We start from the raw sequence: 26,098 nt of genomic DNA, 5'->3' as shown, positions 1-26,098 counted from the left end.
CGCCGCGTTGGCTTGTCGTACAAAATAGCACAGAACGGTCAAACTGTGTTAGAATGGGAACGCATTCAAGACTGGCATTGCCATTACTTTGAGGAGGCACACATGATTAAGATTCCAGGCGGTACGTATCAGATCGGCACTAACGACCGGACCAAGGGCTTTTTTCAGGACAACGAGACACCCAAGGTCACGGTGACCGTTCCAGACTTTGAAATCGGCGCAACGACGGTGACCAACACCGAATTCGCCGCCTTCGTCGCCGCCACGGGCTACAAGACGGACGCGGAACGCTTCGGTGACAGTTTCGTGTTCCACCTGCTGGCCAGCCCCGAGACCTTGACGGCCAGTCGCCCGGTGCCGGGGATGCCATGGTGGTTCGCGGTGGCCGGCGCGGATTGGGCCCATCCCTTCGGCCCCGACTCGGATGTGTCACAGCTAGGCGATCACCCGGTCGTTCACGTCTCGCGCGATGACGCGCTGGCCTACTGCCGCTGGGCTCAGGCGACATTGCCGACCGAGGTTGAGTGGGAGGTGGCGGCTCGCGGCGGCAGCACGAACGACCACTGGTACTGGGGGGATTCCTTGACCGCGGGGGACCAGTTTCACTGCAACACCTTCCAGGGGGACTTTCCCAACACGAACAGCGCCGCGGATGGCTTCGTCGGGACCGCACCGGTTCGCAGTTTTGAGCCCAACGGCTACGGCCTTTACCAGCCGATCGGCAACGTTTGGGAATGGTGCCTCAATCCGGCACGCATCCCGCTGACGAGCCTGGCGATGCTTTCGGCCAAGGATTTTGCGTCGATGGATCACCTGGCGCCGGACCAGGTCTTCGCCACCCGCGGGGGGTCATTCCTCTGCCACGAGTCGTACTGCAAACGATACCGGCTGAGTGCTCGCAACGGCGAGGCGGGGCAGTCCTCAGCGTCAAATCTCGGCTTCCGCTGCGTTCGGCATGCTCAAGACCGGGTGGCTGCTCCTGATGAGCAGGCGACGCGTCGGGCCCAGCCGATGGATTGCTGCCTGCCCCGTCGCTAGTACAGGACATGGATGCTTAATGATACAAAGAAGATAGATTGGGATGTGCCGTTGCCTGTGGTGGCGGCGTATACTGCACTTAGCGAATCGTGCAGGAATGAGCCTGCGGATTGCGAAAGGAGCGGGAAAATGAATCAGACTTTTCTTGATGTGTTAAAACATGAGGGGCCGGTCACAATCATTACGGTTAATGCAGCCCCGGCCCATGTGGTGAATACATGGATGTCATACGTGACGCTGCAAGACGGCGAGTTATGGATTCCGGCGGCCGGCATGCACAGCATCGAGGCCGATTTTCCAACGGACAACCGCGTCACCCTGACCTTTGGCAGCAAGGCCGTCACCGGAACGGTCGGCCCCGGCGCCGGGTTTCACGTCCATGGGCGGGGCCGCTTCGTCGCCTCGGGTCCGGCCTTTGACGCCAAGAAGGCGCAGTTCCCGTGGCTGACGCGGCTGCTGATTGTGACCATCGATGACGTTGAACAAAAAATCTAGCGACGGCAAAATGCCTCGCGTCACCGCAGTTGCGGTGGTGCGAGGCATTTGTTCACGCACGGCGAATCAAGGCGTCGATGTCTTGGTGCGTCAGCAGTCGCCGAGTCGCCCAGACGAAGGCCAGCCAGATTAGGCCGATGGTGATTGCCGCCGTGGCCAGGCCGAAGGTCGGCCACAGGTAGCCGGGGTGATCCGGGGTGCCTTGCCACAGCAGCATGCACAGGCCGTAGCTGACTCCGGCGCCCAACGTGCCACCGTAGAGCAGTCCCTGGCCCATCAAAAAGGCGTACTCCAGGCTCTTGACCGCGGTCAGCTGGCCCGGCGTCGTGCCGATTGACTGCATCATCGCGAGACTTTGGCGCGAGGCCATCAGATCGGCGAAGGTGTGATTGGCAATCGTTGCGAGGCTGACCAGCGCCAACAGGGCGACAAAGCCGCTCATCAACACCCGCATCATGGTGGTGATGGCGTAGGACTCTTGATCGGCCGCGACGGCGTCAATCACGTTGACGCCGCTGACGCGGGCCTTCACGGCGGCGGCAACCTGTTTGTGCGTGTTGGCGTCGCGCAGCTTGACGGCGGCGACGGTGGTGACATTGGTTGTCTTCAACCCGAGCTTTTGTTGCCAGTGTTTGAACTGCGCCCTTGAGATGAACAGGCCGACTTCACCGTTGGAATCCACCACCAGCGCCTCGGGCGTGTTCGCGCGGTGAGGCACGATGGTTGGCGAGACGGTCACGCTTTTTTTCGACACCGGGTCGCGCAGCGTGAGCGGTCGGTGGTAGCCGGCCGGTACGGTGGGGGTCATCACGGTGCGGCCCTTGCTGTCCTCGGTTTGCACCCGGGTGTTCACCAGCAGGGGTAGGGGGTGCCCGAGTTGGCGAGCCAGGGTTGCATCCACTGCGTAAATCGACAGGTCAAAGCCTTTCAAAAACAGCGGTCCCTGCTTGACGTCCAGGCCGAGGTGCTGAGCGACCAACTGCTGCTCGACGGCGCCGGTGGCCTGAAGCGTCCGACTCATCGCCTGCAGCTGGTTGCCACCGGTGGTTGCCGTGATGTCGGCGCCGTCGGTGGTGCCGTAATCGCGCAGGAAGTTGGCGCTGAAGCCGGTCAGGCCGACGAACAACGCGACGGTCACCACCAAAGTGACCATCATCGTCGCCTTACGGTCGGTGCGGCGGTAGTTGCGCAGGGCCAGCCGCAGCGTCGGCTGCTCGACGTGACGTAGCCAAAAACCGGGGCGCAACCGGCGCTTGGAGACCTTGGGTGAGGCCGCCTGGGCACGGATGGCCGCGATTGGGGAGACGCGGCTGGCTCGCCAGGCCGGCCGGGCGGCGGCGATGAGGGTCACGGCGGCCATGAAGACGGCGGCCACGGTGAGCGGCAGCCAGTCGACGGTCAGGTGCAGCGCAAAGGCGAAGTCGCTGTGGACGAACAGCCGGTTCAGCCAGCCCAGGGTCACCGCCATGCCGCCGATGCCAAAGCCAAAGCCCAGCAGCAGGGCCGGTGCCAAAAGCATCAGTGCTTCGCTCAGCACAATGTGGCGCAGCTGCTTGGGCGTGGTGCCAAGCGAGCGCAGCAGGCCGTAGCGGGTGCGGTAGGCCTGCACCGTCAAGTTGATGCTGGTGTAGATGAGCAGCAAGGCCGCCACACTGATCACGGCCAAAACCCCGGCCACCGTGCCGATGATAATCAGGCGCGTCTGCCGCTTGTTGGCCTCACCCATCACCGCCAAGGCGTCATCGTTCAGCTGATAGTGTGAGGCCGTCACGCCGGCCTTGGTTGCCAGGGCCGCCACGCGAGCCCGGGCGTTTTGGGTGGCGGTGAGGTCGGCCAATAGTCCGTAACGCCCCGCTGGCAACCGGGACTGCTGTTGAAGCAAGCCGCCGGTGGTCAGGTAACTGCGATTGTAAGGGCTCATCGTGCCGACCACGCGAATCCGCCGGCGTTGGCCGTTTTGTCTGATTGTCAGCCAGTCGCCAAGCTTCGCGTGGCCGCCCAGCCAGTTGTCGGCCAACAGCGCCTCTGTTGCGCGTCGCGGCAAACGGCCGCTGCTCAGCAGGGCGGGGCCCAGCTGCCGCATGGTCGCAGGGGTGACCACGACGGCCGGTAGCTTGTTTTTGCCCAGCCGCGCGGTACCGGTGGTGACGAACTGGTGCTGGTGAACCAGTTCGTTGGTGGCGGTCAGGGACCGGCGCTGCTTTTCGGTCAGGTCGCTGAAGCCGATCAGCGCCTGGGTCTGATCGCGCTGGTAGCTGAACAGGCTGCGCTGGGCGCTGCGCAGGCCGACTAAAGAGGCGACGGCGAGCGTGGCGGCGACGCCCATGGCCAGAATGGTCAGTAGGGTGCGAGCCGGCGTCTGCCGCAGGTTTTGCCAGCTGATTTTGGCAATGATCATGACTGCGCCTCCGTCAACCGGCCGTCCTCGATGGTCAAAACGCGCTGGGCCTGGGCGGCAATCTGCGGATCGTGGGTGATGACAATCACGGTTTGCCCCTGCTTGATGTTGGCGTAGTGCAGCAGGTCCATAATTTCCTGCGAGTTACGCTGGTCGAGGTTGCCGGTCGGTTCGTCGGCCAGCACGATTGCCGGCTGGTTAATCAGCGCCCGACCAATCGCCACGCGCTGTTGCTGGCCGCCCGACAGCTGACTCGGCAGGGCGTGGGCCTTGGCAGTCAACCCAAGGGCCGCCAGCATCTCGGTCAGCTCCGAGTCGGGGATGTGCTTGCCGTCCAGCTCGGCCGGCAGCGTGATGTTTTCACCCACCGTCAGTGTCGGCATCAGGTTGTAAAACTGGTAAATCAGCCCCACCTGGCGCCGGCGGAAAATCGCGAGTTGGGTTTCGTTCAGGCCGCCGAGGTCGGTGTCGTAAAGCGCGACGTGGCCCGTGGTCGGCCGATCGACGCCGCCGAGCATGTGCAGGAGCGTCGACTTGCCGGAGCCACTAGGGCCAACAATGGCGACGAATTCGCCGGCCTCGATGCGCAAAGACACGTCTTGCAGCGCCGGGCGTTCCTCACCGGGGTATGTTTTGGTCAGATCGGTTGCGGTTAAAATTGACATGATGAACACCTCCACGCTTAAGATACCGACCCCAAGTGACAGGCGGGTGACAGTCAGTGAAAAAGGGTGACGGTGGTCAAAACGCCGGGGTGCGTGTTCGCAAGCGTCACGCGCCCGTCTGCGGCGGCAATGACGCCATGCGCAATCGCCAGCCCAATGCCCAGGCTGTTGGGGACGCTTTGGCTGCCGCGGTAGAAGCGCTCAAAGACATGGGGCAGATCTGCGGCCGGCAGCGGCTCGCCGAAGTTTTGGATGGTGATCGTGGTACTCAGCGGTGTCTTAGTGGCGCCGACAATCAGGCGGCTGCCGGCCGGGGCGTGTTCCGCCGCGTTCTTCAGCAGGTTGATGAACGCCTCTTGCATCAGGCGCGGATTGACCTCGATCGTGAGTGCGGCCGGCACCTGCCAGACGACCTCCAGGTTGGCCTCGGCGATTTGGTGCAACAGGAAGTTCAGGCTCTGGCGCAGCAGTGCATCTAGGGAGACGCTTTGCCGGTTTTGGCTCAGCGTGTGGGTGTCGACTCGGGCCAGCAGAATCAGTTGTTCGACCAGGGCCTGAAGCCGCGCGTTTTGCTGGGCCAACTCCGCCGTGGTGCCGGTGTCTGCGGTGGCCAACAGCTCAATCAGGTTGGCCTGCGTGGCGATCGGGGTTCGCAGTTGGTGGGCGATGTCTTGAATCGCCACGGCGAGCTGGGCCCGGTCCTGGGCCAGGGCGGCCTTGGCCGCCGAATTTTGGCGAACGTAGTGGTACAAGTCGTTGTGAAGCGCCGAGAACAGGCCCTCGTCGTTTTGCGTCAGCGGGTAGCTCACCTCACCGCGAGCGGCCTGGTGAAGCTGCGTGGCGATCGCGTCAAGCGCCGCCAGCACATGGCGCAGCCAGCGGTTGCAGGCCCAGGCAATCGCCGCGACGGCGATTGCGCCCAAGGCCAAAAGCGGCAGCCGCGCCGCCGGGGCCAGCGCCGCGGCGACGCCGAAACCGCCGGCGGTGAGGCCGCTAAGCCCCAGCCCCAGCCACGCGATGGCCCGGGCCTCCGGGCGTGAGAAGGCATTAAGTCTCAATGAAATACCCCATTCCTCGGATCGTGCGAATCAGGGCCGGGTGAGCCGGATCCGCCTCCAACTTCTCCCGCAGGCGCTTGACGGTCACGGTCAGTGTGTTGTCCGACACCACCTGGTCGCGGGCATCCCAAATCACCGCCAGCAGCTGGGCCCGAGTCAGCAGCTGCCCCTGGTTTTGGGCAAAATACGCCACCAGACGCCACTCGGTGGCCGACAAGGCGATGACCTGACCGTCGCGCGACAGCTCGGCGCGGCTCAAGTTAACGGTCATGTCGCCCAGCGTCAGGGCGGTTGGCGGCACCAGCTTGGCCAGCCGGGCGGCCAACACGCGCAGGCTGACCGGCTTGACCACGTAGTCTTCGGCCAGCGCAAGCCCGGTCAGCTCGGCCTGCTCCGCATCGTTGGCGGTCAGCACCAGCACCTTGGCGGCCAAAAGCGGTCGCCACTGGGTGAGCCAGGCCAAGCCGTCGCCGTCCGGCAACGCGAGGTCCAAAATCACGGCGTCCGGTGGCCGGGCGGTGACCGCGGCGCTGGCGGCGGCTAGGGTACACACGCAGGTGACCCGGGCCACCGGGGCCAAGTACGTGGCGTAGCTGGCCGCCAGCGGCTGGGAATCTTCGACAATCAGCAGTTCCATCTGGTCCACCTCCTCAGGCTATCATAGCCCAGGCGACGGATTCGGTCACGCCAAACGCAATAAATGCAGTAAGGACTCACTCACACTGCTATAATAGGAGCATCGCAAGTCTTCTGTAGTAAGGTACGCCGGGCAACTGTGCTATAAAAAGCGCAAATGCGCCTGAAATGGGCAATCAGCTGTTCGTGAAAGCGTTTGTTTTGACGGCTTGAATGACGTACAATGGAGACGAAAATCAACTGGAGGCGACACTGTGAGCACACTAGAAATCAAGAACCTGCATGTCAAAGTCAAAGACGAGCCCGAACACCCGGAAATTCTGCGCGGCGTCAACCTCACCATCCGCACCGGGGAAATTCACGCGCTGATGGGGCCCAACGGCAACGGTAAGTCGACGATGGCCGAGACCATCATGGGCAACCCGCGCTACCAGGTGACCGAAGGCGACATTTTGCTCGACGGCCAAAGCCTGCTGGACCAAGGCGTGGATGTCCGGGCCCGGGCCGGGCTGTTTTTGGGGATGCAGTATCCCGCCGAAATCGCCGGGGTCACCAACGCCGAGTTCATTCGCGCCGCGGTCAACGCCAGGCGGTCGCAGGATGACCCGATTTCGATCATGAACTTTCTCAAGGAACTGGACCAGACCATGACGACGCTTGAGATGCCGGAGGACATGGCCGACCGCTACTTGAACCAGGGTTTTTCCGGTGGCGAAAAAAAGCGCAACGAAATCTTGCAGCTGATGATGATTAAGCCCAAGTTTGCGCTGCTTGACGAAATCGACTCCGGGCTTGACATCGACGCCTTGCGCATCGTGGCCAAGGGCGTCAACGCCCAACGGGGGCCGGAATTCGGTAGCCTGATCATCACGCACTACCAGCGGTTGCTCGATTACATCGTGCCCGACTTCGTGCATGTCATGAAAGACGGCGAGATCATCGAAACCGGCGGTGCCGAGCTGGCCAAGTCGCTTGAAAAAACCGGTTACACACACCTGAAGGCGGGTGAAGCCGATGCGTGAGCTGCCCAGCACCCCTAAAATTGCGCTGGCTCGGGCCCTGAAGAAGGCGCCGGCCGCGGCGGTGCCGGTTGGTGTGACCGCCGACGCGGCGGTCACGCGAACGTTCGGCCTGCAGGTGGCGCCGCAAGACGGTCTGGAGGACTGGCTGCAAGGCGCCGGTCAAACCGGCGTCACGCTGACGGTGCCGGCCGGCTACCAAGGCGAGCCCGTGTTCATCCAAGGCCCGGCCGAGGGCAGCGGCCTGGTGCATGTGGTGGTCGCGCCCGGGGCCACGGTGACGCTGCAGGATTCGTGGCAGGGTCGCGGCGAGCACCTGGCGATCGGGGTGTGGCTTGAAGTCGGTGAGGACGCGACGGTCAACTGGCTGACCTACGACGCGCTGGCGGCCGAGTCGGCCGTTGCGTTGCGCAAGGCGACGCTTGCCGCCGGTGCCAGCCTGAACTGGACGGTCGCCGGTTTCTCCCACAACTCAGGCGCCAGCCTCATCACCTGTGACCTGGTCGGCGAAGGCGCCCGGGCGACGGTTAACGTCGGCGTTTTGGCCAGCGGCAGTCAGCACCTGGGCTACACCACGCGCATGACCAACTACGGCCGCAAAACCGGTGGCCACATCAATCAACGCGGCGTCATCACCGGTGCCGCCCACCTGATTTTCAACGGCATCGGCCACATCGTGCAAGGGGCCCAAGGCGCCGATAACCAGCAGGAAAACCGGGTGCTGATGCTGGCGCAAGAGGCCAGGGGTGACGCCAACCCAATTCTCCTGATCGACGAAAACGACGTCACCGCCGGCCACGCCGCCAGCGTGACGCGCATCGACCAGGCCCAGCTGTACTACCTGATGAGTCGCGGCCTGAGCAAAGCCTTGGCCTCGCGCCTGGTGATTCGCGGATTCCTGGAGGCCGGTCTGGCCGAAATCAAGGATCCACAGCTGAAGCAGACGCTGTTTGACACAATCGATGAAACGCTGGTGAATGCAGATGCGTGAACAATTTCCATTTTTCAAGCGCCACCCCGACCTAGTTTACCTGGACTCGGCGGCGACCAGCCAGAAGCCACAGGCCGTGCTGGATGCGTTGAACGATTACTACGTGGACGCCAATGCCAACGTTCACCGCGGCCTGTACCAGCTGGCCTACAACACTACCGAGGGCTACGAGGCGGCAAGGGGGCAAGTCGCCCGGTTCCTGAACGCGAATCAGGCGTCAGAAATCGTGTTCACGCGCGGCACCACCGAGTCCTTGAACCTGGTGGCGTCAAGCTTCGGACCGCTGGTGGTGCGTGAAGGCGACGAGATTTTGGTCAGCGCCGCCGAGCACCACAGCAACTTCATTCCCTGGCAGCAGCTTGCGGCCACAACCGGGGCCCGGTTCGTCGTCGCGCCGGTGACGCCGCTTGGCGAAACCGATCCACAGGCGCTGGCCAAGTTGATCACGCCTAAGACCAAGATTTTGGCCGTCGCCCAAGTGACCAACGTCGCCGGTGGCCTGGTGCCGGTGCGGCAGCTGGCCGATGCGGTTCACGCTAATGGGGGCTTTGTCGTCGTCGATGGGGCCCAAAGCGCCCCGCACATGCCGGTCGATGTGCAGGCGATGGGGGCGGACTTCTTCGCCTTTTCCGGTCACAAAATTTACGGGCCGACCGGCATCGGCGCGTTGTACGGCCGGCAGGCGCTGCTCGAGCGGATGCCACCGGTGCAGTTCGGCGGTGAGATGATCGACTCGGTCACCGACGCGCAATCCACCTGGGCGGAGGTGCCGCTGAAGTTCGAGGCGGGAACGCCCAACATCGCCGGCGCCTTCGGGTTGGCCGCGGCCATCGAGTTCCTGCAGGCGCAGGACTGGTCAACGGTTCGCGCCAGGGAGGACCGGCTGGTGCGGCGACTGCGAGCGGGGCTTTCGGCGACGCCAGGGGTGACCGTGTACGGCTCGGCCAACAGCCTGGGCATCGTGTCGTTCAACCTGGCCGGGGTGCATCCGCACGATCTGGCGACGTTTTTGGATGAGCAGCAGATTGCCGTTCGGGCCGGTCACCACTGTGCCCAGCCACTGATGGCGCGGCTTGGGGTGCCGGCGACGGTTCGCGCCAGCTTCGGGCTTTACAACACGGCCGACGACTGCGACCGGCTGGCCGCCGCCGTCGCCGCGGCAAGGGGGTATTTTCTTGGCACTGACTAAACTCGATCAGCTCTATCGCCAGGTGATTCTGGACGAGGCGTATCACCCGCGCCACCACGGGACGTTGGCGGCGCCGACCCACCAGGTGACGGTCCGCAACCCAAGCTGCGGCGATGTCTTGACGCTGGCGCTCGAGGTGAAGGATGGCGTGATCAAGGACGCAGCCTTCTCCGGCAGCGGCTGCACGATTTCACAGGCCTCAGGCAGCCTGATGACCGACCGCATCATCGGCCAGACGCCGCAGCATGTGCTGAACCTGGTGGCGACCTTCTCCGACCTAGTGATCGACGGGCAGGTCAAAGACGAGGCGGCGCTGGGCGATGCGGCCATTCTCAAGGGCGTTCACCAATTCCCGGCCCGGGTCAAATGTGCGACCCTGGCCTGGAAGGCCGCGGCCCAGGCGCTGACGAAAGGAGCGGAACATGACTGAGACCAAAAACACCAAGAACAACGAGCAGGTGGCGGCGGCCGTCGATTTTCTGCCGGAAAGCAACCCGGCCGACTTCAAGGACGACATCGCGCCGGTGTTCACCACCGGCCGCGGCCTGACCGAAGACACCGTTCGCGCGATTTCCAAGGAGAAGCACGAGCCGCAGTGGATGCTGGATTATCGGCTCAAGGCCTATCACACCTACCTGCGGATGACGGATCCGGCGTTTGGCCCCGACCTGTCCGGCCTGGACCTGGCCAACATGCGCTACTTCCAAAAGGCGACGGATCGCACCTACCGCGACTGGGCGGATGTGCCGGACGACATCAAAAACACGTTCGACCGCCTCGGGGTGCCACAGGCCGAGCGCAAGTACCTGGCCGGCGCCTCGGCGCAGTACGAATCCGAGGTCGTGTACCACAACATGAAAGACGAGTTCGACAAGCTCGGCATCATTTTCATGGACATGGATTCGGCGCTGAAGGAGCATCCGGACCTCGTCAAGCAGTACTTCGGCACCTTGGTTCATCCCAACGACAACAAGTTCGCCGCCTTGAACTCGGCGGTCTGGTCCGGGGGCAGCTTCATCTACGTCCCGGCCGGCGTTCAAACCGACGTGCCGATTCAGTCGTACTTCCGGATCAACGCGGAAAACACCGGGCAGTTCGAACGCACCCTGATCATCGTCGGCCCCGGGGCTCATATTAATTACGTCGAGGGTTGCACGGCCCCGAGCTACTCCAGCGATTCGCTTCACGCCGCGGTGGTCGAGGTCTTCGTCCAAGACGACGCTTACTGCCGCTACACCACCATCCAAAACTGGTCCAAAAACGTCTACAGCCTTGAAACCAAACGGGCCCAGGCGCTTCAAAACGCGACCATGGAGTGGGTCGACGGCAACCTCGGCTCTAAAACCACGATGAAGTACCCCAGCGTCTACCTAGATGGGGCGGGGGCCCACGGCACGATGCTGTCCATCGCCGTCGCCGGCGCCGGCGTCGACCAAGACAACGGGGCGCGAATGATTCACAACGCACCGAACACCTCAAGCTCGATTGTCTCCAAATCCATCGCCAAAGACGGGGGTCGTGTCGATTACCGCGGCACCGTGCGGTTCACGGACAAGGCCGACAACGCCTTTTGCCACGTTGAGTGCGACACGATTCTGATGGATGAGCAAAGCAAGTCCGACACGATTCCGTACAACGAGATTCACAACCCGACGGTAGCGATGGAGCACGAGGCCAAGGTGTCCAAGGTCTCGGAGGCCCAGCTGTACTACCTGGAAAGTCGCGGCATTCCCGAAGCCAAGGCCACTGAGATGATTATCATGGGCTTCGTCGAGCCGTTCACCAAGGAACTGCCGATGGAATACGCGGTGGAGCTCAACCGCCTGATCGGCATGGAGATGGAAGGCAGCGTCGGCTGAGGCCGACGTGACGCGGCTAAGCGGTTCCAGCGGAGCTTGCTGTGCCACAATGTTGCCACCTAAATCTGAACTGCGACACAAACAGGCCCTGCATCGTTTCGATGCAGGGCCTGTTTGGGGATGGCGAGATGACGGTGGCTAAAAGTCCAGCGGGTCTTGACCGTCGCCCAGAATCCGGGCTTTTTGCTGGTCGTATTCGGCTTGGGTGATGGCGCCGTCGTCCAGCAGTGCCTTGAAGCGGCGAATCTGCTCAACCTTGGTCTGCTCCGCCGCCTCACGCTTGGCGGTCGCCGCCGCCTGTCGGGCTTCTTCGGCTGCCGCCGCTTTGGCCTTGGCCTGCTTTTGGTACACGTAATACCAGACGGCCGCGCCCAGCACCGCCAAGGCGACGAACACGTACCAGTAGGTGACCAGCAGGCTGATGGCAATGGCGGCGACGATTAAGGCGCCGCAGCCCCAGTTGGACTTAGTCTGCTTCATCGTGACCTCCTTGGGTTAAAAGCCGGCCTTGATGTAGCCGGCCGCGCTGAGTTTTTGACGCAGCTGCAGTACGGCGGTGTAGGTGGCCAGCACGTAGACCTTGTCTTCTTTGAAGCCGGCCACGGCGGTGATCACGTCGTCCAGGCTCGGCCGCTCAATCAGCTCGCTTTGGGGGACGCCTGCGACTTGCATGCGGAAGGCGACGTCTTTTTCCCGCTCGCCACCGACCAAGTAGGTCGTGGCCTGACCGCTTTGAACCAGCTGCTCGAAGTTGCCGTCCCATATCCAGCTGGTGTCGGTGCCGTCGGCGTAGTTGGCGTTGAGCAGCATGGCAAAGCCGAACGGCTCGGGCTGGCGCTGGATCATGTCCAGCACCTCGTTGAGGCCGACCGGGTTTTTGACCAGAATCAGCGTGATCTGCTTTTCGCCAATCGCGATTTCCTCCTGGCGGCCGAAGACCTGCTCGTCGTAGCTGAAGGCCTGGGTGACTTGCGTCGGGGTGATGCCGAATTCGGCGCCGACCGCGTAGGCGGCCAAGGCGTTGTAGATGTTATACGTGCCGCCGATGGCCAGCTGGTAGGGGTGCCCATCGATGGCAAAGGCCGAGCTGGTCGGGGTCTGCTCGGTGATCGCGGTCACCGTGTGGGCGAGCACCGGCCGCTTGAAGCCGCAGTTGGGGCAAAAGAAGTCGCCGAGGTTGGCGTAGGTCAACGCATGGTAGTGCAGGATGTGCTCGCACACCGGGCACAAGACGCCGTCGGTGTTCGGCGGGGCCACCGTGTCGGCGTTGTCGTCTTGGCCAAGGTCAAAGCCGAAGTAGCGCAGCGGGTTTTGCAGCTCGCGCGAGGAGAAAATCGGCGCGTCGCCGTTGGCCATCACCGTCGCGGTGGGATTGGCCCGGACACCGGCCAGAATCTTCTCGTAGGTGGTGTAGAATTCGCCGTAGCGGTCCATTTGGTCACGAAAGATGTTGGTCATCACGAAGGCCTTGGGGTGCAAGGCCCGGGCGACCGGGGCCACGTTGGCCTCGTCGACCTCAAGCACCGCCAGCGGCCGCTTGGCGCCGGCCACCGGCTGATGGGCGAAAAAGGCGGTGGTGATGCCCTGGACCATGTTGGAGCCGGTGGGGTTGGTCAAGACGTCTTGGTACTTTTGGCGCAGCACCTTGACAATCAGGTTGGTGGTCAGCGTCTTGCCGTTGGTGCCGGTGACGATGATCACGTCGCGGTCCTGCCCCAAGGCGTCCATGACGTTGGGGTCGATGCGCAGCGCCAGCTTGCCCGGAAACGAGCTGCCGCCGCCGCGGAATTTGTGGAGGTACCAGTAACTGAGCCGGCCCAGCGCAATCGCCAAGCGAGCCCTTACGGTGATTTTCATTGTTCAACGCGCCTTTCTGTCACACTATCTGGTTAATGATAACACACAAGGCCGCGGCGGTCGGCGAAAAAATCGCGGCCGCCGGTGTCAATTGCGCCGGTGATTCGTTATACTGGGAAGGGTATTTTCATAAAAAGGAGTGTGCAGGATGGCGCAGCTGTTTTTCCGGTACGGCGCGATGAACTCGGGCAAGTCGATCGAGATTTTGAAGGTGGCCCACAACTACGAGGAGCAAAACAAGCAGGTGATCATCTTGACCTCTGCGTTGGACGACCGCTCCGGGGTGGGGGTGGTGGCCTCGCGCATCGGCTTGAGCCGCCAAGCACATCCGATCGACGCGACCACCAACGTTTTTGAGCTGGTGAAGGCCCAAAACATCAACGCCGCCTGTGTGCTGATCGACGAGGCACAGTTCTTGCAAAAGCACCACGTGTTCGAATGCGCCCAGGTGGTCGATGAGCTGCACATTCCGGTGATGGCCTTTGGGCTGAAGAACGACTTTCGCAACGAGCTGTTCGAAGGCTCCAAGTACCTGCTGCTCTACGCCGACAAAATCGAGGAAATGAAGACCATCTGCTGGTTCTGCGCCAAAAAGGCGATCATGAACCTGCGCGTCCACGATCATCACCCGGTATACGCCGGCGAGCAAATTCAAATCGGTGGCAACGAGGCCTACTTCCCGGTGTGCCGCCACCACTACTACTTCCCGCCCGCGGACCTGCTGGGCGAGCAACCGACCAAATAAGGAGGAGCCATGGACAAGATTTTCGAACAATTAGACGGGCTGCTGGATCGCTACGACGAGCTGCAGGAGCTGATGTCCGACCCCGAGGTGCTGGCAGACACGAAGCGCTACCTGGCACTCTCTAAGGAAGAAGGCAGCATGCGGGAGGTCGTTGCCGCGTATCGCCAGTACAAGCAGGTGAAGTCGGACATCGACGAGGCCGACGAAATGCTGCGCGAAAGCCACGATCCGGACATGGAAGAGCTGGCCAAAGAAGACTTGGCCGAACTGCGGCCGCAAGTCGGCCAGCTGGAAGACCGAATCAAGATCTTGATGCTCCCGAAGGACCCCAACGACGACAAGAACATCATCATGGAGATTCGCGGCGCGGCCGGCGGCGACGAGGCCAGCCTGTTTGCCGCCGATCTGTTGAGCATGTACATGAAGTACGCCGAAAAGCAGGGTTGGACCACCGAGATCATCGACGAGAACCCCACCGAAGTCGGCGGCTACAAGGAAGTCTCCGTCCTCATTCAGGGCGACTCCGTTTACTCCAAGCTCAAGTACGAAAACGGCGCTCACCGCGTCCAGCGGGTGCCGGTGACCGAATCCGCCGGCCGGGTTCACACCAGCACCGCCACCGTCGGCGTGATGCCCGAGTACGATGAGGTCGACCTCGAAATTGACCCCAAGGACATTCGCACCGACGTCTACCGCTCCAGCGGTGCCGGTGGCCAGCACATTAACAAGACCAGCTCGGCGGTGCGGATGACCCATCTGCCGACTGGGATTGTCGTGACCATGCAAGATCAGCGCTCCCAGCAGCAAAACCGCGAAAAGGCGATGCAGATTCTGCGGGCCCGGGTCTACGACTTCTACGAAAGCCAAAACGCCTCCGAATACGCCGAGCAGCGCAAGACCGCCATCGGCTCGGGCGACCGCTCGGAGCGCATTCGCACCTACAACTACCCGCAAAACCGGGTGACCGACCACCGCATCGGCCTGACGCTCAACAAGCTGGACCGCATCATGAACGGCGAGCTCGATGACATCATTGCGGCCTTGATTGTGCAGGACCAAACCGCCAAGCTGGAATCGATCAATGACTAAGACTTACGATGAGGCGCTCCGCGGGGCGTCTTCTTTGCTCACCCAGGCGGGAATTGACCCGGATGGGGCCCGGTACGTGCTGGAGCTGCGCGGTAACTTCACGCCAAGCGGCCTGCGCCTGCACGGCCGCGACGCGATGCCCGAGACCCTGGCCGCCCAGTTCGACCAGGACCTGGCGCGGCTTTTGCGCCACGAGCCGGCGCAGTACATCGTCGGGCTGGCCCCGTTTTACGGCGACCTGTTTGCCGTCACGCCGGCGGTGTTGATTCCGCGCTTTGAAACCGAGGAGTTGGTGGCCTGGGCCGCAAGCGAGCAGCAGGAAGCGGCCACCGGGCTAGATTTGGGCACCGGCAGCGGCGCCATCGGGCTGACCCTGGCCAAGCAGCTGAAGGCGACGATGACCCTGAGCGACGTGTCGACGGCCGCCCTTGAAGTGGCGCAGCACAACGCCCAACGGCTCGACCGGTCCGTTCGCTTCGTTCAAAGCGACCTGTTTGCCAGTCTGGGGCGCTATGACTTCATCGTGGCCAACCTGCCGTACATCAGCCCGGCGGAGGTCGGGGTGATGGATCAAAGCACCCTGGCCTACGAGCCGCACCTGGCGCTGTTTGCCGAAGACTCGGGCCTGGCGCTGTTTGCCCGGTTCGCGCAGGACGTTGCGGCTCACCTGAACCCAGGCGGTGCGGTTTACCTCGAGTTCGGCTACCACCAAAAAAAGGCCCTGGCCGCGTTGTTCGGCCAGGCGCTGCCCGAGGCCCAGGTCACGTTTCGCCAGGACCTCGCCGGGTGGGACCGCATGGTTCGCCTGACCGGGCTTGACGAAACCAGCGATAAGGAGAGAGACAATGGAAACACAAGTGTTTGATAAGGATACCGTGGCCGAGGCCGCGGCACTGATCAAGGCAGGGGAAGTCGTGGCCTTTCCCACCGAAACCGTCTACGGGCTCGGGGCCGACGCCACCAGCCCGACGGCGGCGCTGAAGGTCTACGCGGCCAAGCACCGGCCGGCGGACAACCCGCTGATTGTGACGGTGGCCGGTCCCGAGATGGTCGCGCAGTATGCGACCATCACGCCTGAAGCCAAGCGGCTGATGGACGCGTTTTGGCCCGGGCCGTTGACCATCATCTTGAACATTCGGCCTAACGCCCTGTCGATGGTGGTGACCGGCGGCCTGCAGACCGCGGCCTTTCGGATGCCGCAAAACGCGTTGACGCGGCAGATGATCACGCTGGCCGGCCGGCCGATTGTCGGGCCTTCCGCCAATCTGTCGGGCAAGCCTTCCGGGACCCGGGTGGCACATGTGCTGCACGACTTTGACGGCGCCATCGCCGGCATTCTCGACGACGGGCCGACCAGCGTGGGGGTGGAGTCGACGGTGATCGACATGACGGTTCAGCCGCCGGCGATCCTGCGGCCTGGCGAGGTGACCCCGGACATGCTGGCCCCGATCATCGGCGAAGTGGCGACCGACCACCACAAAGTCGGGGCCAAGGAAACCCCCAAGGCCCCGGGGATGAAGTACAAGCACTACGCGCCAAGCGCCCAGGTGGTGGTTTTGGACCACCCGGCCGACCTGCAGGCGGCCTTGGCGTGGGCCAAGGCCCAAGGACAGCCCTTCGGTGTGATGGCCACCGACGACTTGCTGACGCAGGTGCCGGCCGCCGTGCCGAGTTACAGCCTGGGCGAAGACGTTCAAAGCGCCACCCACAACTTGTTTGCCGGGCTGCGCTGGTTTGACCTGCATCCCACCATCAAGCTGATTCTCGCGGAGGCCTTCGCCCAAGATGGCCTTGGCGCCGCTTACATGAACCGGCTGTTAAAATCCGCTGGCAATACGCACTTCCAACGCGACGGGAACTGAACCCTTTGCTATACTTAAGGCAATTCGAAGGGAGTGTCGCACATGGATTTTTTGAAGATCGATCCGGAAGTGTTCACCGCAATCCGGCAAGAAGAGGAACGCCAGCAGCAAAACATTGAATTGATCGCGTCAGAAAACATCGTGAGCCCGGCGGTGCGGGCGGCGCAAGGCAGTGTGCTCACCAACAAGTACTCCGAAGGCTACCCGGGCCACCGCTACTACGGTGGCAACACCTACATCGACCAGATTGAGCAACTGGCGATTGACCGGGCCAAGACCCTGTTTGGGGCCGAGTACGTCAACGTCCAGCCGCACTCGGGGTCGCAGGCCAACATGGCGGTTTACCGCGCGTTTTTGGAAGACGGTGACAAGGTCTTGGCGATGGATCTGACCGACGGCGGGCACCTGACCCACGGCGCGGCCGTGAACTTTTCCGGCCAGGAGTACCACTTCTACCACTACGCCTTGGATCCGGCGACCGGCCGGCTGGATTACGACGCGATTGAGGCGCAGGCCGAGGCGGTTCACCCGCGGCTGATCGTCGCCGGGGCGTCGGCCTACAGCCGCGAAATCGACTTTGCCAGGTTCCGCGACATCGCCGACCGCGTCGGCGCCTACCTGATGGTCGACATGGCCCACATCGCCGGGCTGGTGGCAGGGGGCGTCCACATGAGCCCGGTGCCATACGCCGATGTGGTCACGACCACGACGCACAAAACGCTGCGCGGTCCCCGCGGTGGCATGATTTTGGCCAAGAAGCAGTACGGCAAGGCGATCAACTCGGCCCTGTTCCCCGGCATTCAAGGTGGGCCGCTCGACCACGTGATCGCGGCCAAGGCCGTCGCGCTGGGCGAGGCCCTCAAGCCCGAGTTTGCGGACTACGCCAAGCAAATTGTCGCCAACATGCAGGCGATGTGTACCGGCTTTGCGGAAGATCCGCACCTCAAGATGATTTCCGGCGGCTCCGACAACCACATGGTGCTCTTGGACGTCACCGGCTACGGCGTCGTCGGCCGCGAGGTGCAGGACCTGCTGGATTCGGTGATGATCACCACCAACAAAAACCAGATTCCAGGCGAGCTCAACGGCCCGTTCAAGACCTCCGGCATTCGCGTCGGCACCGCGGCCATCACTACCCGCGGCTTCACGCCGGCTGACTGCAAGGAAGTCGCCCACCTGATCTCCCGCACCCTCCAAAATCGTGAAAATCCCGAAGTTTTGGCCCAGATTCGCCAATCAGTACTTGCGCTGACCGGCCGTCATCCTGTATCATAGACAAGGTTTTGGGCAGAAATGCCAATAACGCCAAGTTCCCAGATGGAACTTGGCGTTTGCCATAAATAAAGGAGGACCATTTGCACATGGGCAAATTTACGGTTTTGAACCACCCGCTGATTCAACACAAGCTGACGCTGATTCGCGACAAGAACGCCGGCACCAAGGAGTTCCGCGAGATCGCCAACGAGATCGCCGAGCTGATGGTGTACGAGATCACCCGCGACCTGCCGCTTGAAGATGTTGAAATCGAGACGCCGATGGGGAAGACGACGCAAAAGCAGCTTGCCGGCAAGAAGCTGGCCGTCGTGCCGATTCTGCGTGCCGGGTTGGGCATGGTCGACGGCGTGCTGCGCCTGATTCCCGCGGCCAAGGTCGGCCACATCGGGATGTACCGCGATGAAGAGACGCTTTTGCCGCACGAATACTTCGTGAAGATGCCGGCCGACATCGACCAGCGCGACTTGTTCATCGTCGACCCGATGCTCGCCACCGGTGGGAGTGCAAACATGGCCATCGAAGCGCTCAAAAAGCGCGGTGCCAAGTCCATGCGCCTCGTGGTGCTGGTTGCCGCGCCGGAAGGGGTCAAGGCCGTCCAGGATGCGCATCCGGACGTTGACATCTACGCCGCTGCGCTTGACGATCACCTGACTGACACCGGCTACATCTTCCCGGGCCTGGGCGATGCCGGCGACCGGCTCTTCGGCACCAAGTAACCACAGCGAAAAACGCCTGCTTGCAGGCGTTTTTTTTGTTGCCGTGAGCGGCTTGAACCAAAAGGACGCACCAAATCCGCCGGCGGGAAGTACCCCGGCGGCGGATCTGGGCATTGTGGTCAAGTGGGGGTCTACAAGGCGTTGGGTGGCCAGGCTCCTGTCCCACCACGACGCTGCAGCGCCGCGCTGGGGCCAAAACCAGGTCCCGCACCTGTCCGGCACCGGCTGGCAGCTTGTTGCCACTACCGCGCGGTGCCGCCGTCCCAGTTCCTGCAGATGGTGCCGCGGGGCTGGGGTCGTACCCGCCTAACTTAGGACTGCGCCGTGCGGTGACATCCACACGCCTGAGCAGGCGGTCGTGCTTTGGCTCTAAAACGGGTTACGCCGCCTGAGCCAGCACACCTTCCGGGCCTCCGGAACGGTTTGTTGTGCTGGCCGGTACGCGTCCCGGCCGCCTCTCCCGCCCGCAGCTACCTCCGTACTTGGAGTTGGACGTTTGATAATGCTGCAACCGGTTATCCACTACGATTAATGATTCCCGCCCAAGGTACGACGGGTTCCACTGATAGCATCGGACGGGGCCGGGCTGGGGCCTGGTCTGCGTGAGGTAGCGTGGCGCTTGCCACTGGATCGCCGCCGAAGAAGGGTTTGTCACGGTGGCCGGCCACCGACCCCTATCCTAGTGATCACTTGAATTTAGCTTAGCAGGTAAGCGGTTACCTGGCAACTTTTATGCTCGCAAGCGGCGCTTGCACGAGGCGACGCCGGTTGGCAAGTTGGAACCGGCATGTTATGGTGGAGCTGGGGCAACAGTTCCTACCATATTATAGGCTGCAAGGGGCTCGCCGCACGGATGTCAATGGCCGATAGACCCATTCTGGCCAAGTGGTACACACCGCCAGCACTGTTTGTTTCCCGCGTCGCGCAATTGCGGTCACGGACCGTTCGGATTTTGAAAAATTCGATGAAAAGTGCATGAGACCGGGACTGAAAATTCGCTGGTTTGTTTTGTTTTTTTGATTGAAAGGTGTTAAAGTGTTCAGTGTGTTTGTCGGATAGGTATCCGCCAATCCGCAATTAAGAAACATTGTGACACTGCACGCCGCCGCTTGACGTCCGTACATATTGGTGCCACCTTGCTTCGGTTAAGGAGGTGAATTCTGTGAACGAAAGTTATCCCACATTCGAACTCTTCGGACTGCGTTTCAACCCGGCCAACGACCTGGCGATTCTGGTGAGTGCGATTCTGGTGTTCCTCTTCGTCTTTGCCCTGTCGCGCAAGCCAACGCTTCGTCCCAACGGCAGGCAAAACGTATTGGAATACCTGATCGACTTCATCAATGGCATCGTCAAGCAGTCGATGCCTGGGAAGGAAGGCAGTCGTTTTGGTTTGTTCGCCTTCACGCTGTTCTTGTTCATCTTTGTGAACAACCAGATCGGCCTGATTTTTCAGGTCGATGTGGGCGGGAAGACCTGGTTCCGTTCCGCGACGGCCGATCCCATCATCACCATGAGTTTGGGCATGATGGTCATGGTGCTGTCGCACTTCTTCGGCGTGGTCTTCAACGGCATGAAGGGTTACCTGAAGGGATACGTTTCGCCGGTCCCGTTCCTGCTTCCGATCACCATCCTCGAGAACTTCACGAACTTCGTCACGCTGTCGATGCGTCTTTATGGGAACATCTTCGCGGGGGAAGTGCTGCTGCTTTTGATTAAACAGCTCGCGTTCTCGGGTCATGGCGCTGTCGGCGTTGTTTCATTCGTCGGCGCCTTCCTGGTCGAGATGATTTGGCAAGGGTTCTCAGTGTTCATTGGTACGATTCAAGCGTACATTTTTGTCACCTTAGCGACGGTATACACGTCTGAAAAGGTAGTTTCTGAATAATAGGAGGAAAAATCATGCAATACATCGCTGCTGCTATCGCCGCCGCCTTTGCCGCACTCGCTGCATCTTATGGTAACGGTCAAGTTATTTCCAAGACTCTTGAGGGTATGGCACGCCAGCCGGAAGCTTCCGGTTCCCTGCGTTCCACCATGTTCATCGGCGTCGGCATGATTGAAGCGGTGCCGATCATGGCGATCGTTATCGCGTTCATGCTGCTGAGCAAGTAAGACAACGCGGGCGACTTTGCCCGTGTCAATAGAAGGGAGTCTAAAATATGACTGCAGGCGATATGCTTTTCACCATCGTCACCTTCGCTGTCTTATTGGTACTTGTCGGGTTAGTGGCCTGGAAGCCGGTGACGGCGATTATGTTGGCGCGTCAAGAAAAGATCGAAGGCGATCTGGACTACGCGGACAACGCACGCAAGGAAGCCAAGGAATTGGCCGAAAAGCGCCAGGCCGAGCTGAAGAACTCCAAGGCCGATGCCGTTAAGATCGTCAACACGGCGAAGGAAAACGGCGAAAAGCAACGTCAGGAACTCGTCTCTGCCGCGAAGTCCGAGGCGGACACGCTGAAGCTCAACGCACACAAAGACATTGCCCAAGAGCGGCAAGATGCGCTGAACAACGCGAAGAATGACGTTGCGGATCTCTCCTTGGCGATTGCCAAGAAGATCATCGGCAAGGAATTGGATGCCGATACCCAGTCCGAGTTGATCGACTCGTACATCAAGGATTTAGGTGATGCCAATGGCAGTCACTGATCAGATGGTCGCACCGCGCTACGCCAAGGCCCTGTTTGAGGTTGCATCCGCAAACAACAGCCTGGAAGCGGTGCATGACGAGCTATTAGAACTCGCAACTGTTATCGACCAAAACCCAGACCTGCTTGCTGCCCTGGCAGGCAAGGACCTGGCGACGGCTCGAAAGGACGCCCTGCTTGCGCTTTTGAAGCGCGACTGCAGTGAGTTGGTCCAGAGCCTGATCGACGTGGTTTTTGTCAACGGTCGCATCGGCGGCCTGAGCCGCGTGATCGACGCCTTTGACCGCCGCTTCAACGAAGAAGCCGGCATCGTCAAGGCACAGGTCACCACGGCCCAGACGCTGAGCGAAGCGCAGGCACAGGCAATGCGACAAGCGATTGCTGTGAAGTTTGCGGCCAAGGATGTGGTGTTGACCCAGGTGGTCGACACACGCATCATCGGCGGCGTCAAGGTCGTGTCCGATGATCGCATCATCGATGGCACGATTGCGACGCGCCTCGGCAAGCTTCAAAAGCAGTTGCTCACCAATACGCAAAAGAGGTGAACCGGATGAGCATCAAGACTGAGGAAATCAGTTCTCTGATCAAAAAACAACTTGAAAGTTATCAAGATGACCTGAACGTCGAGGAAGTCGGCACCGTGACCTACGTCGGTGACGGGATCGCACGTGCGACCGGCCTCAAGAACGCGATGGCCAGTGAATTACTGGAATTCGCCAACGGCTCATACGGGATGGCCCAAAACCTTGAAAGTGATGATGTCGGCATCATCATTTTGGGGGATTTTGACAACATTCGTGAAGGCGACCAGGTCAAACGCACCGGTCGCATCATGGACGTTCCCGTAGGCGAGGCCATGATCGGGCGCGTCGTGAACGCGCTGGGTCAGCCGGTGGATGGCAAGGGCCCAATCGACACGACCAAGCACCGGCCGATCGAAGTGAAGGCCCCGGGCGTCATGCAGCGCAAGTCCGTCACGGAACCGCTGCAAACCGGGCTGAAGGCGATCGACTCGCTGGTCCCAATCGGCCGCGGTCAGCGTGAGCTGATCATCGGCGACCGCAAGACCGGTAAGACGTCGATTGCGATCGACACGATTATCAACCAAAAAGGTCAGGACATGATCTGCATCTACGTGGCCATCGGGCAAAAAGACTCGACGGTTCGCACGCAGGTCGAAACGCTGCGCAAGTACGGGGCGATGGATTACACCATCGTGCTGACCGCCGGCCCGTCCGAACCGGCGCCGATGCTTTACATCGCGCCTTACGCCGGTGCCGCCATGGGCGAGGAGTTCATGTACAACGGCAAGCACGTCCTGATTATCTACGATGATCTGACCAAGCAGGCGACCGCTTACCGTGAGCTGTCGCTGCTGCTGCGGCGGGCGCCAGGCCGTGAAGCCTACCCAGGTGACGTGTTCTACACGCACTCCCGTTTGCTGGAGCGTGCGGCCAAGCTCTCCGATGAGCTCGGTGGCGGGTCGATGACCGCGCTGCCGGTCATCGAAACCCAGGCCGGGGACATCTCCGCTTACATTCCGACCAACGTGATTTCGATCACCGACGGCCAGATTTTCCTGCAAAGCGACCTGTTTTACTCCGGCACCCGTCCCGCGATCGATGCCGGGCTGTCCGTCTCCCGTGTCGGGGGCGACGCCCAGATCAAGGCGATGAAGAAGGTTGCCGGGACGTTGCGTTTGGACCTCGCCTCATTCCGTGAGCTTGAGGCCTTCACGCAGTTCGGCTCCGATTTGGATGCCGCCACGCAGGCCAAGCTGAACCGCGGCCGCCGCACCGTTGAAGTGCTGAAGCAGCCGGTTCACAAGCCGCTGCCGGTGGCCAAGCAGGTGCTGATCCTTTACGCCCTGACCCATGGCTTCCTGGACACGGTCGGCATCGACGACATCGCGCGGTTCCAAGACGAGCTGTTCGATTACGCCGACAGCAACGGCGCCGACCTCTTGGCCCAGATTCGAGAAACCGGCAAGCTGCCGGACACCGCTAAGCTCGACGAGCTGATCAAGGGCTTTGCGGATGGTTTTGCTAGCAGCACCGACAAATAAGGAGGTGCGGCATGGCTGAATCATTAATGGACATCAAGCGCCAGATCGCTTCCACCAAGAAAACCGGGCAGATTACCCAGGCCATGCAGATGGTCTCGGGTTCTAAGCTCAGTCAGATTGAAAAGCGGTCCAGCGCCTACCAACTGTACGCCAACAAGGTGCGTGAAATCGTGACCCACCTTGCCGCCGCGCAGCTGCTCGAAATCGAGCGGCAGCAAAGCGAGGCGCTGCAGGCCGGGGCCGGTGTCTCGGCCGAGCGGCTGCAGGTGGCCAACCTCTTGGCGGAACGGCCGGTCAAAAAAACCGGCTACCTGGTGATCACATCCGATCGTGGCCTGGTGGGCGGGTACAACTCCACCATCTTGAAGGCCATGATGCAGATGTTCACCGACGACCACAAGGACAAAGACGACTTTGTCATCATGGCCGTCGGCGGCACCGGGGCCGACTTCTTCAAGAGCCGGGGTTTGAACCTGGCCTACGAGTACCGCGGCGTCTCGGACATCCCGACCTTCGATGAAGTGCGGGAGATTGTCAAGACGGCCGTGACGATGTTTGACAACGGCGTCTTCGACGAGTTGTACGTGTGCTACAACCACCACGTCAACTCGCTGACCTCTGCCTTCCGGGCAGAAAAGATGTTGCCGATCACTGACCTTGACGTCGCTGAGGTGGCAGATGCAAACATCGAGTACCTGACAGAGCCCGATCCAGACGCCGTGCTTGAGGCAATCTTGCCTCAGTACGCGGAGAGTCTGATTTTTGGCGCCATCATGGACGCCAAGACGGCCGAGCACGCGGCCTCCACCACCGCGATGAAAAGCGCGACCGACAACGCCAACGACCTGATTTCCCGTCTGTCCGTGACCTACAACCGGGCCCGCCAGGCGCAGATTACCACGGAAATCACCGAAATCGTCGGCGGTGCCAATGCACTGGCGTAAGGCCAGCGCGGCGGGTGACGCCTTTGCGCCGCTCGCATCAAATCACAACAGGGAAGGACGATTTCATTGAGTAATAGCTTAGGTAAAATCGTGCAAGTGATCGGCCCTGTTGTCGATGTCGAATTCCCGATTAACGATGATTTACCCGAAATCAACAACGCGCTGAACGTCGAGAAAGGGGACGGCAAACAGCTTGTGCTGGAAGTCGCCCTTGAGCTCGGCGACGGCGTGATGCGGACCATCGCCATGGACTCGACCGATGGGTTAGTGCGTGGGATGACGGCCACCGATACCGGTGGCTCCATCTCCGTTCCCGTCGGCAAGGACACACTTGGCCGGGTATTCAACGTTTTGGGGCAGACGATCGACAATGGTCCGGCATTCGGACCCGATCACCGGCGCGACGGCATCCACAAAGATGCCCCGGCCTTCGAGGACCTGAGCACAAGCTCCGAGATTCTCGAAACCGGGATCAAAGTCATCGACCTGCTTGAACCCTACCTGCGTGGGGGGAAAGTTGGGTTGTTCGGGGGTGCCGGGGTCGGCAAAACCGTTTTGATCCAGGAACTAATCCACAACATTGCCGAAGAGCACGGCGGCATCTCGGTCTTCACCGGGGTCGGCGAACGCACCCGTGAAGGGAACGACCTGTACTTCGAAATGAAGGAATCAGGCGTGCTCCAAAACACCGCCATGGTGTTCGGGCAGATGAACGAGCCGCCTGGTGCCCGGATGCGCGTCGCGCTGACCGGGCTGACGATTGCGGAGTACTTCCGCGACGTCGAAGGCCAAGACGTGCTGTTGTTCATCGACAACATCTTCCGCTTCACCCAGGCGGGTTCCGAAGTTTCCGCGCTGCTCGGCCGCATTCCGTCGGCCGTTGGTTACCAGCCAACGCTGGCCACCGAAATGGGCCAGCTGCAGGAGCGGATCACCTCGACCAAGAAGGGCTCCGTCACGTCGATTCAGGCGATTTACGTGCCTGCCGATGACTACACGGACCCGGCGCCGGCCACGACCTTCGCCCACTTGGACGCCACCACCAACCTGGAACGGCGCCTGACCGAGCAAGGCATCTACCCGGCCGTTGACCCGCTGGAGTCTTCCTCCAGTGCCTTGACGCCGGACATCGTCGGCGAGGAGCACTACAAAGTTGCGACCCGCGTTCAGCAAGTTCTGCAGCGCTACAAGGAGCTGCAAGACATCATCTCAATTCTTGGGATGGATGAGCTGTCCGACGACGAGAAAACCACCGTGGCCCGTGCCCGGCGGATTCAGTTCTTCCTGTCGCAATCCTTCAACGTGGCGGAACGCTTCACTGGCCTGCCAGGGAGCTACGTGCCGGTTGAAGAGACGGTCAAGGGCTTCAAGATGATCCTCGACGGCAAGATGGACGACTACCCGGAAGAAGCCTTCCGCCTGGTCGGCCGCATCGAAGACGTGGTCGAAAAGGCCAAGAGCCTGGGCTACGACCCTGAACAAGCACAAGGCGACACGCTGCAAGCGGCTGCGAACTAAGGAGGGGATTCTTCTTGGCTGAACAACCAAAA

Annotated in this window: 26 protein-coding genes; 20 read left to right on the top strand and 6 right to left on the bottom strand. The window is 61.4% G+C overall.

Annotated features, from left to right (window positions below; translation table 11 throughout):
- The first annotated feature begins 102 nt into the window (after nt 1-102).
- Complete coding sequence (locus tag NUH19_RS01505; RefSeq protein WP_262314786.1) at nt 103-1,038, top strand: formylglycine-generating enzyme family protein; 936 nt, start codon at nt 103-105, stop codon at nt 1,036-1,038.
- Nucleotides 1,039-1,167: 129 nt separating this feature from the next.
- The gene (locus NUH19_RS01500) at nt 1,168-1,533 is read left to right on the top strand and encodes a pyridoxamine 5'-phosphate oxidase family protein (RefSeq protein WP_262314785.1); all 366 of its coding nucleotides are present in this window, start codon (nt 1,168-1,170) and stop codon (nt 1,531-1,533) included.
- A 52-nt stretch (nt 1,534-1,585) separates the two neighbouring features.
- Here the strand turns inward: NUH19_RS01500 and NUH19_RS01495 are convergent, their stop codons facing one another.
- The 4 genes from NUH19_RS01495 to NUH19_RS01480 are packed head-to-tail and all read right to left on the bottom strand — an operon-like array spanning nt 1,586 to nt 6,291.
- Nucleotides 1,586-3,931 (bottom strand): FtsX-like permease family protein, encoded by a 2,346-nt coding sequence (locus tag NUH19_RS01495; protein ID WP_262314784.1) that lies wholly within the window; start codon nt 3,929-3,931, stop codon nt 1,586-1,588.
- Nucleotides 3,928-4,596 (bottom strand): ABC transporter ATP-binding protein, encoded by a 669-nt coding sequence (locus NUH19_RS01490; RefSeq protein WP_262314783.1) that lies wholly within the window; start codon nt 4,594-4,596, stop codon nt 3,928-3,930. Before NUH19_RS01490 ends, NUH19_RS01495 begins: the two co-directional genes overlap by 4 nt.
- A 53-nt stretch (nt 4,597-4,649) precedes the next feature.
- Entirely contained in the window at nt 4,650-5,654 is a 1,005-nt protein-coding gene (locus tag NUH19_RS01485; protein WP_262314782.1) for a sensor histidine kinase, read from the bottom strand.
- On the bottom strand, nt 5,644-6,291 hold the full coding sequence (locus NUH19_RS01480; RefSeq protein WP_262314781.1) for a response regulator transcription factor: 648 nt from the start codon (nt 6,289-6,291) through the stop codon (nt 5,644-5,646). The genes NUH19_RS01485 and NUH19_RS01480 overlap by 11 nt, the downstream gene beginning before the upstream one ends.
- A gap of 253 nt (nt 6,292-6,544) precedes the next feature.
- On the opposite strand from NUH19_RS01480, the gene sufC reads away from it, so the two are divergent.
- Genes sufC through sufB form a run of 5 tightly spaced genes read left to right on the top strand, consistent with a single transcriptional unit; the run spans nt 6,545 to nt 11,348 of the window.
- A complete protein-coding gene (sufC, locus tag NUH19_RS01475) occupies nt 6,545-7,312 on the top strand; it encodes a Fe-S cluster assembly ATPase SufC (RefSeq protein WP_262314780.1) in 768 nt (255 codons plus the stop codon).
- Nucleotides 7,305-8,300, top strand: a complete 996-nt coding sequence (locus NUH19_RS01470; RefSeq protein WP_338085517.1) for a SufD family Fe-S cluster assembly protein — start codon at nt 7,305-7,307, stop codon at nt 8,298-8,300. The genes sufC and NUH19_RS01470 overlap by 8 nt, the downstream gene beginning before the upstream one ends.
- A complete protein-coding gene (locus NUH19_RS01465; protein ID WP_262314779.1) occupies nt 8,293-9,489 on the top strand; it encodes an aminotransferase class V-fold PLP-dependent enzyme in 1,197 nt (398 codons plus the stop codon). Before NUH19_RS01470 ends, NUH19_RS01465 begins: the two co-directional genes overlap by 8 nt.
- Nucleotides 9,476-9,919, top strand: coding sequence for a Fe-S cluster assembly sulfur transfer protein SufU (gene sufU, locus NUH19_RS01460; protein ID WP_262314778.1), 444 nt, complete (start codon nt 9,476-9,478; stop codon nt 9,917-9,919). Before NUH19_RS01465 ends, sufU begins: the two co-directional genes overlap by 14 nt.
- Complete coding sequence (gene sufB, locus NUH19_RS01455) at nt 9,912-11,348, top strand: Fe-S cluster assembly protein SufB (RefSeq protein WP_262314777.1); 1,437 nt, start codon at nt 9,912-9,914, stop codon at nt 11,346-11,348. Before sufU ends, sufB begins: the two co-directional genes overlap by 8 nt.
- A 138-nt stretch (nt 11,349-11,486) precedes the next feature.
- Here the strand turns inward: sufB and NUH19_RS01450 are convergent, their stop codons facing one another.
- Complete coding sequence (locus tag NUH19_RS01450; RefSeq protein ID WP_262314776.1) at nt 11,487-11,828, bottom strand: SHOCT domain-containing protein; 342 nt, start codon at nt 11,826-11,828, stop codon at nt 11,487-11,489.
- Nucleotides 11,829-11,843: 15 nt separating this feature from the next.
- Nucleotides 11,844-13,205 (bottom strand): Mur ligase family protein, encoded by a 1,362-nt coding sequence (locus tag NUH19_RS01445; RefSeq protein ID WP_262314775.1) that lies wholly within the window; start codon nt 13,203-13,205, stop codon nt 11,844-11,846.
- Nucleotides 13,206-13,353: 148 nt separating this feature from the next.
- Between NUH19_RS01445 and NUH19_RS01440 the strand changes: the two genes are divergently transcribed.
- From NUH19_RS01440 to atpD, 13 genes are all read left to right on the top strand, one after another.
- A complete protein-coding gene (locus NUH19_RS01440; protein ID WP_262314774.1) occupies nt 13,354-13,950 on the top strand; it encodes a thymidine kinase in 597 nt (198 codons plus the stop codon).
- 9 nt (nt 13,951-13,959) lie between these two features.
- The gene (prfA, locus tag NUH19_RS01435; RefSeq protein ID WP_262314773.1) at nt 13,960-15,039 is read left to right on the top strand and encodes a peptide chain release factor 1; all 1,080 of its coding nucleotides are present in this window, start codon (nt 13,960-13,962) and stop codon (nt 15,037-15,039) included.
- Nucleotides 15,032-15,904, top strand: coding sequence for a peptide chain release factor N(5)-glutamine methyltransferase (gene prmC, locus NUH19_RS01430; RefSeq protein ID WP_262314772.1), 873 nt, complete (start codon nt 15,032-15,034; stop codon nt 15,902-15,904). The genes prfA and prmC overlap by 8 nt, the downstream gene beginning before the upstream one ends.
- Nucleotides 15,885-16,901 carry an L-threonylcarbamoyladenylate synthase gene (locus NUH19_RS01425; protein ID WP_262314771.1) on the top strand — a complete coding sequence of 339 codons (1,017 nt, stop codon included), beginning with the start codon at nt 15,885-15,887 and terminating at the stop codon, nt 16,899-16,901. Before prmC ends, NUH19_RS01425 begins: the two co-directional genes overlap by 20 nt.
- Nucleotides 16,902-16,943: 42 nt before the next feature.
- Entirely contained in the window at nt 16,944-18,176 is a 1,233-nt protein-coding gene (locus tag NUH19_RS01420) for a serine hydroxymethyltransferase (protein ID WP_262314770.1), read from the top strand.
- A gap of 86 nt (nt 18,177-18,262) precedes the next feature.
- Nucleotides 18,263-18,892 (top strand): uracil phosphoribosyltransferase, encoded by a 630-nt coding sequence (upp, locus tag NUH19_RS01415; RefSeq protein ID WP_225047091.1) that lies wholly within the window; start codon nt 18,263-18,265, stop codon nt 18,890-18,892.
- A gap of 1,162 nt (nt 18,893-20,054) precedes the next feature.
- Nucleotides 20,055-20,777, top strand: a complete 723-nt coding sequence (gene atpB, locus NUH19_RS01410) for a F0F1 ATP synthase subunit A (RefSeq protein ID WP_262314769.1) — start codon at nt 20,055-20,057, stop codon at nt 20,775-20,777.
- Nucleotides 20,778-20,791: 14 nt separating this feature from the next.
- Nucleotides 20,792-21,004, top strand: a complete 213-nt coding sequence (atpE, locus tag NUH19_RS01405) for a F0F1 ATP synthase subunit C (RefSeq protein WP_125702956.1) — start codon at nt 20,792-20,794, stop codon at nt 21,002-21,004.
- A 47-nt stretch (nt 21,005-21,051) separates the two neighbouring features.
- Nucleotides 21,052-21,540, top strand: coding sequence for a F0F1 ATP synthase subunit B (gene atpF, locus NUH19_RS01400; RefSeq protein ID WP_262314768.1), 489 nt, complete (start codon nt 21,052-21,054; stop codon nt 21,538-21,540).
- On the top strand, nt 21,527-22,084 hold the full coding sequence (atpH, locus tag NUH19_RS01395) for an ATP synthase F1 subunit delta (RefSeq protein ID WP_262314767.1): 558 nt from the start codon (nt 21,527-21,529) through the stop codon (nt 22,082-22,084). Before atpF ends, atpH begins: the two co-directional genes overlap by 14 nt.
- 5 nt (nt 22,085-22,089) lie before the next feature.
- Nucleotides 22,090-23,604 carry a F0F1 ATP synthase subunit alpha gene (gene atpA, locus NUH19_RS01390; protein ID WP_262314766.1) on the top strand — a complete coding sequence of 505 codons (1,515 nt, stop codon included), beginning with the start codon at nt 22,090-22,092 and terminating at the stop codon, nt 23,602-23,604.
- Nucleotides 23,605-23,615: 11 nt separating this feature from the next.
- On the top strand, nt 23,616-24,548 hold the full coding sequence (locus NUH19_RS01385; protein WP_262314765.1) for a F0F1 ATP synthase subunit gamma: 933 nt from the start codon (nt 23,616-23,618) through the stop codon (nt 24,546-24,548).
- 66 nt (nt 24,549-24,614) lie between these two features.
- Nucleotides 24,615-26,066 carry a F0F1 ATP synthase subunit beta gene (gene atpD / locus NUH19_RS01380; RefSeq protein WP_262314764.1) on the top strand — a complete coding sequence of 484 codons (1,452 nt, stop codon included), beginning with the start codon at nt 24,615-24,617 and terminating at the stop codon, nt 26,064-26,066.
- Nucleotides 26,067-26,098: the final 32 nt, after the last annotated feature.

The organism is Lacticaseibacillus parakribbianus (assembly GCF_025490915.1).
GTDB classification, from domain to species: domain Bacteria; phylum Bacillota; class Bacilli; order Lactobacillales; family Lactobacillaceae; genus Lacticaseibacillus; species Lacticaseibacillus parakribbianus.
Note: the sequence above shows the minus strand (reverse complement) of the source record. Positions and strands in the feature narration are given on the sequence as shown.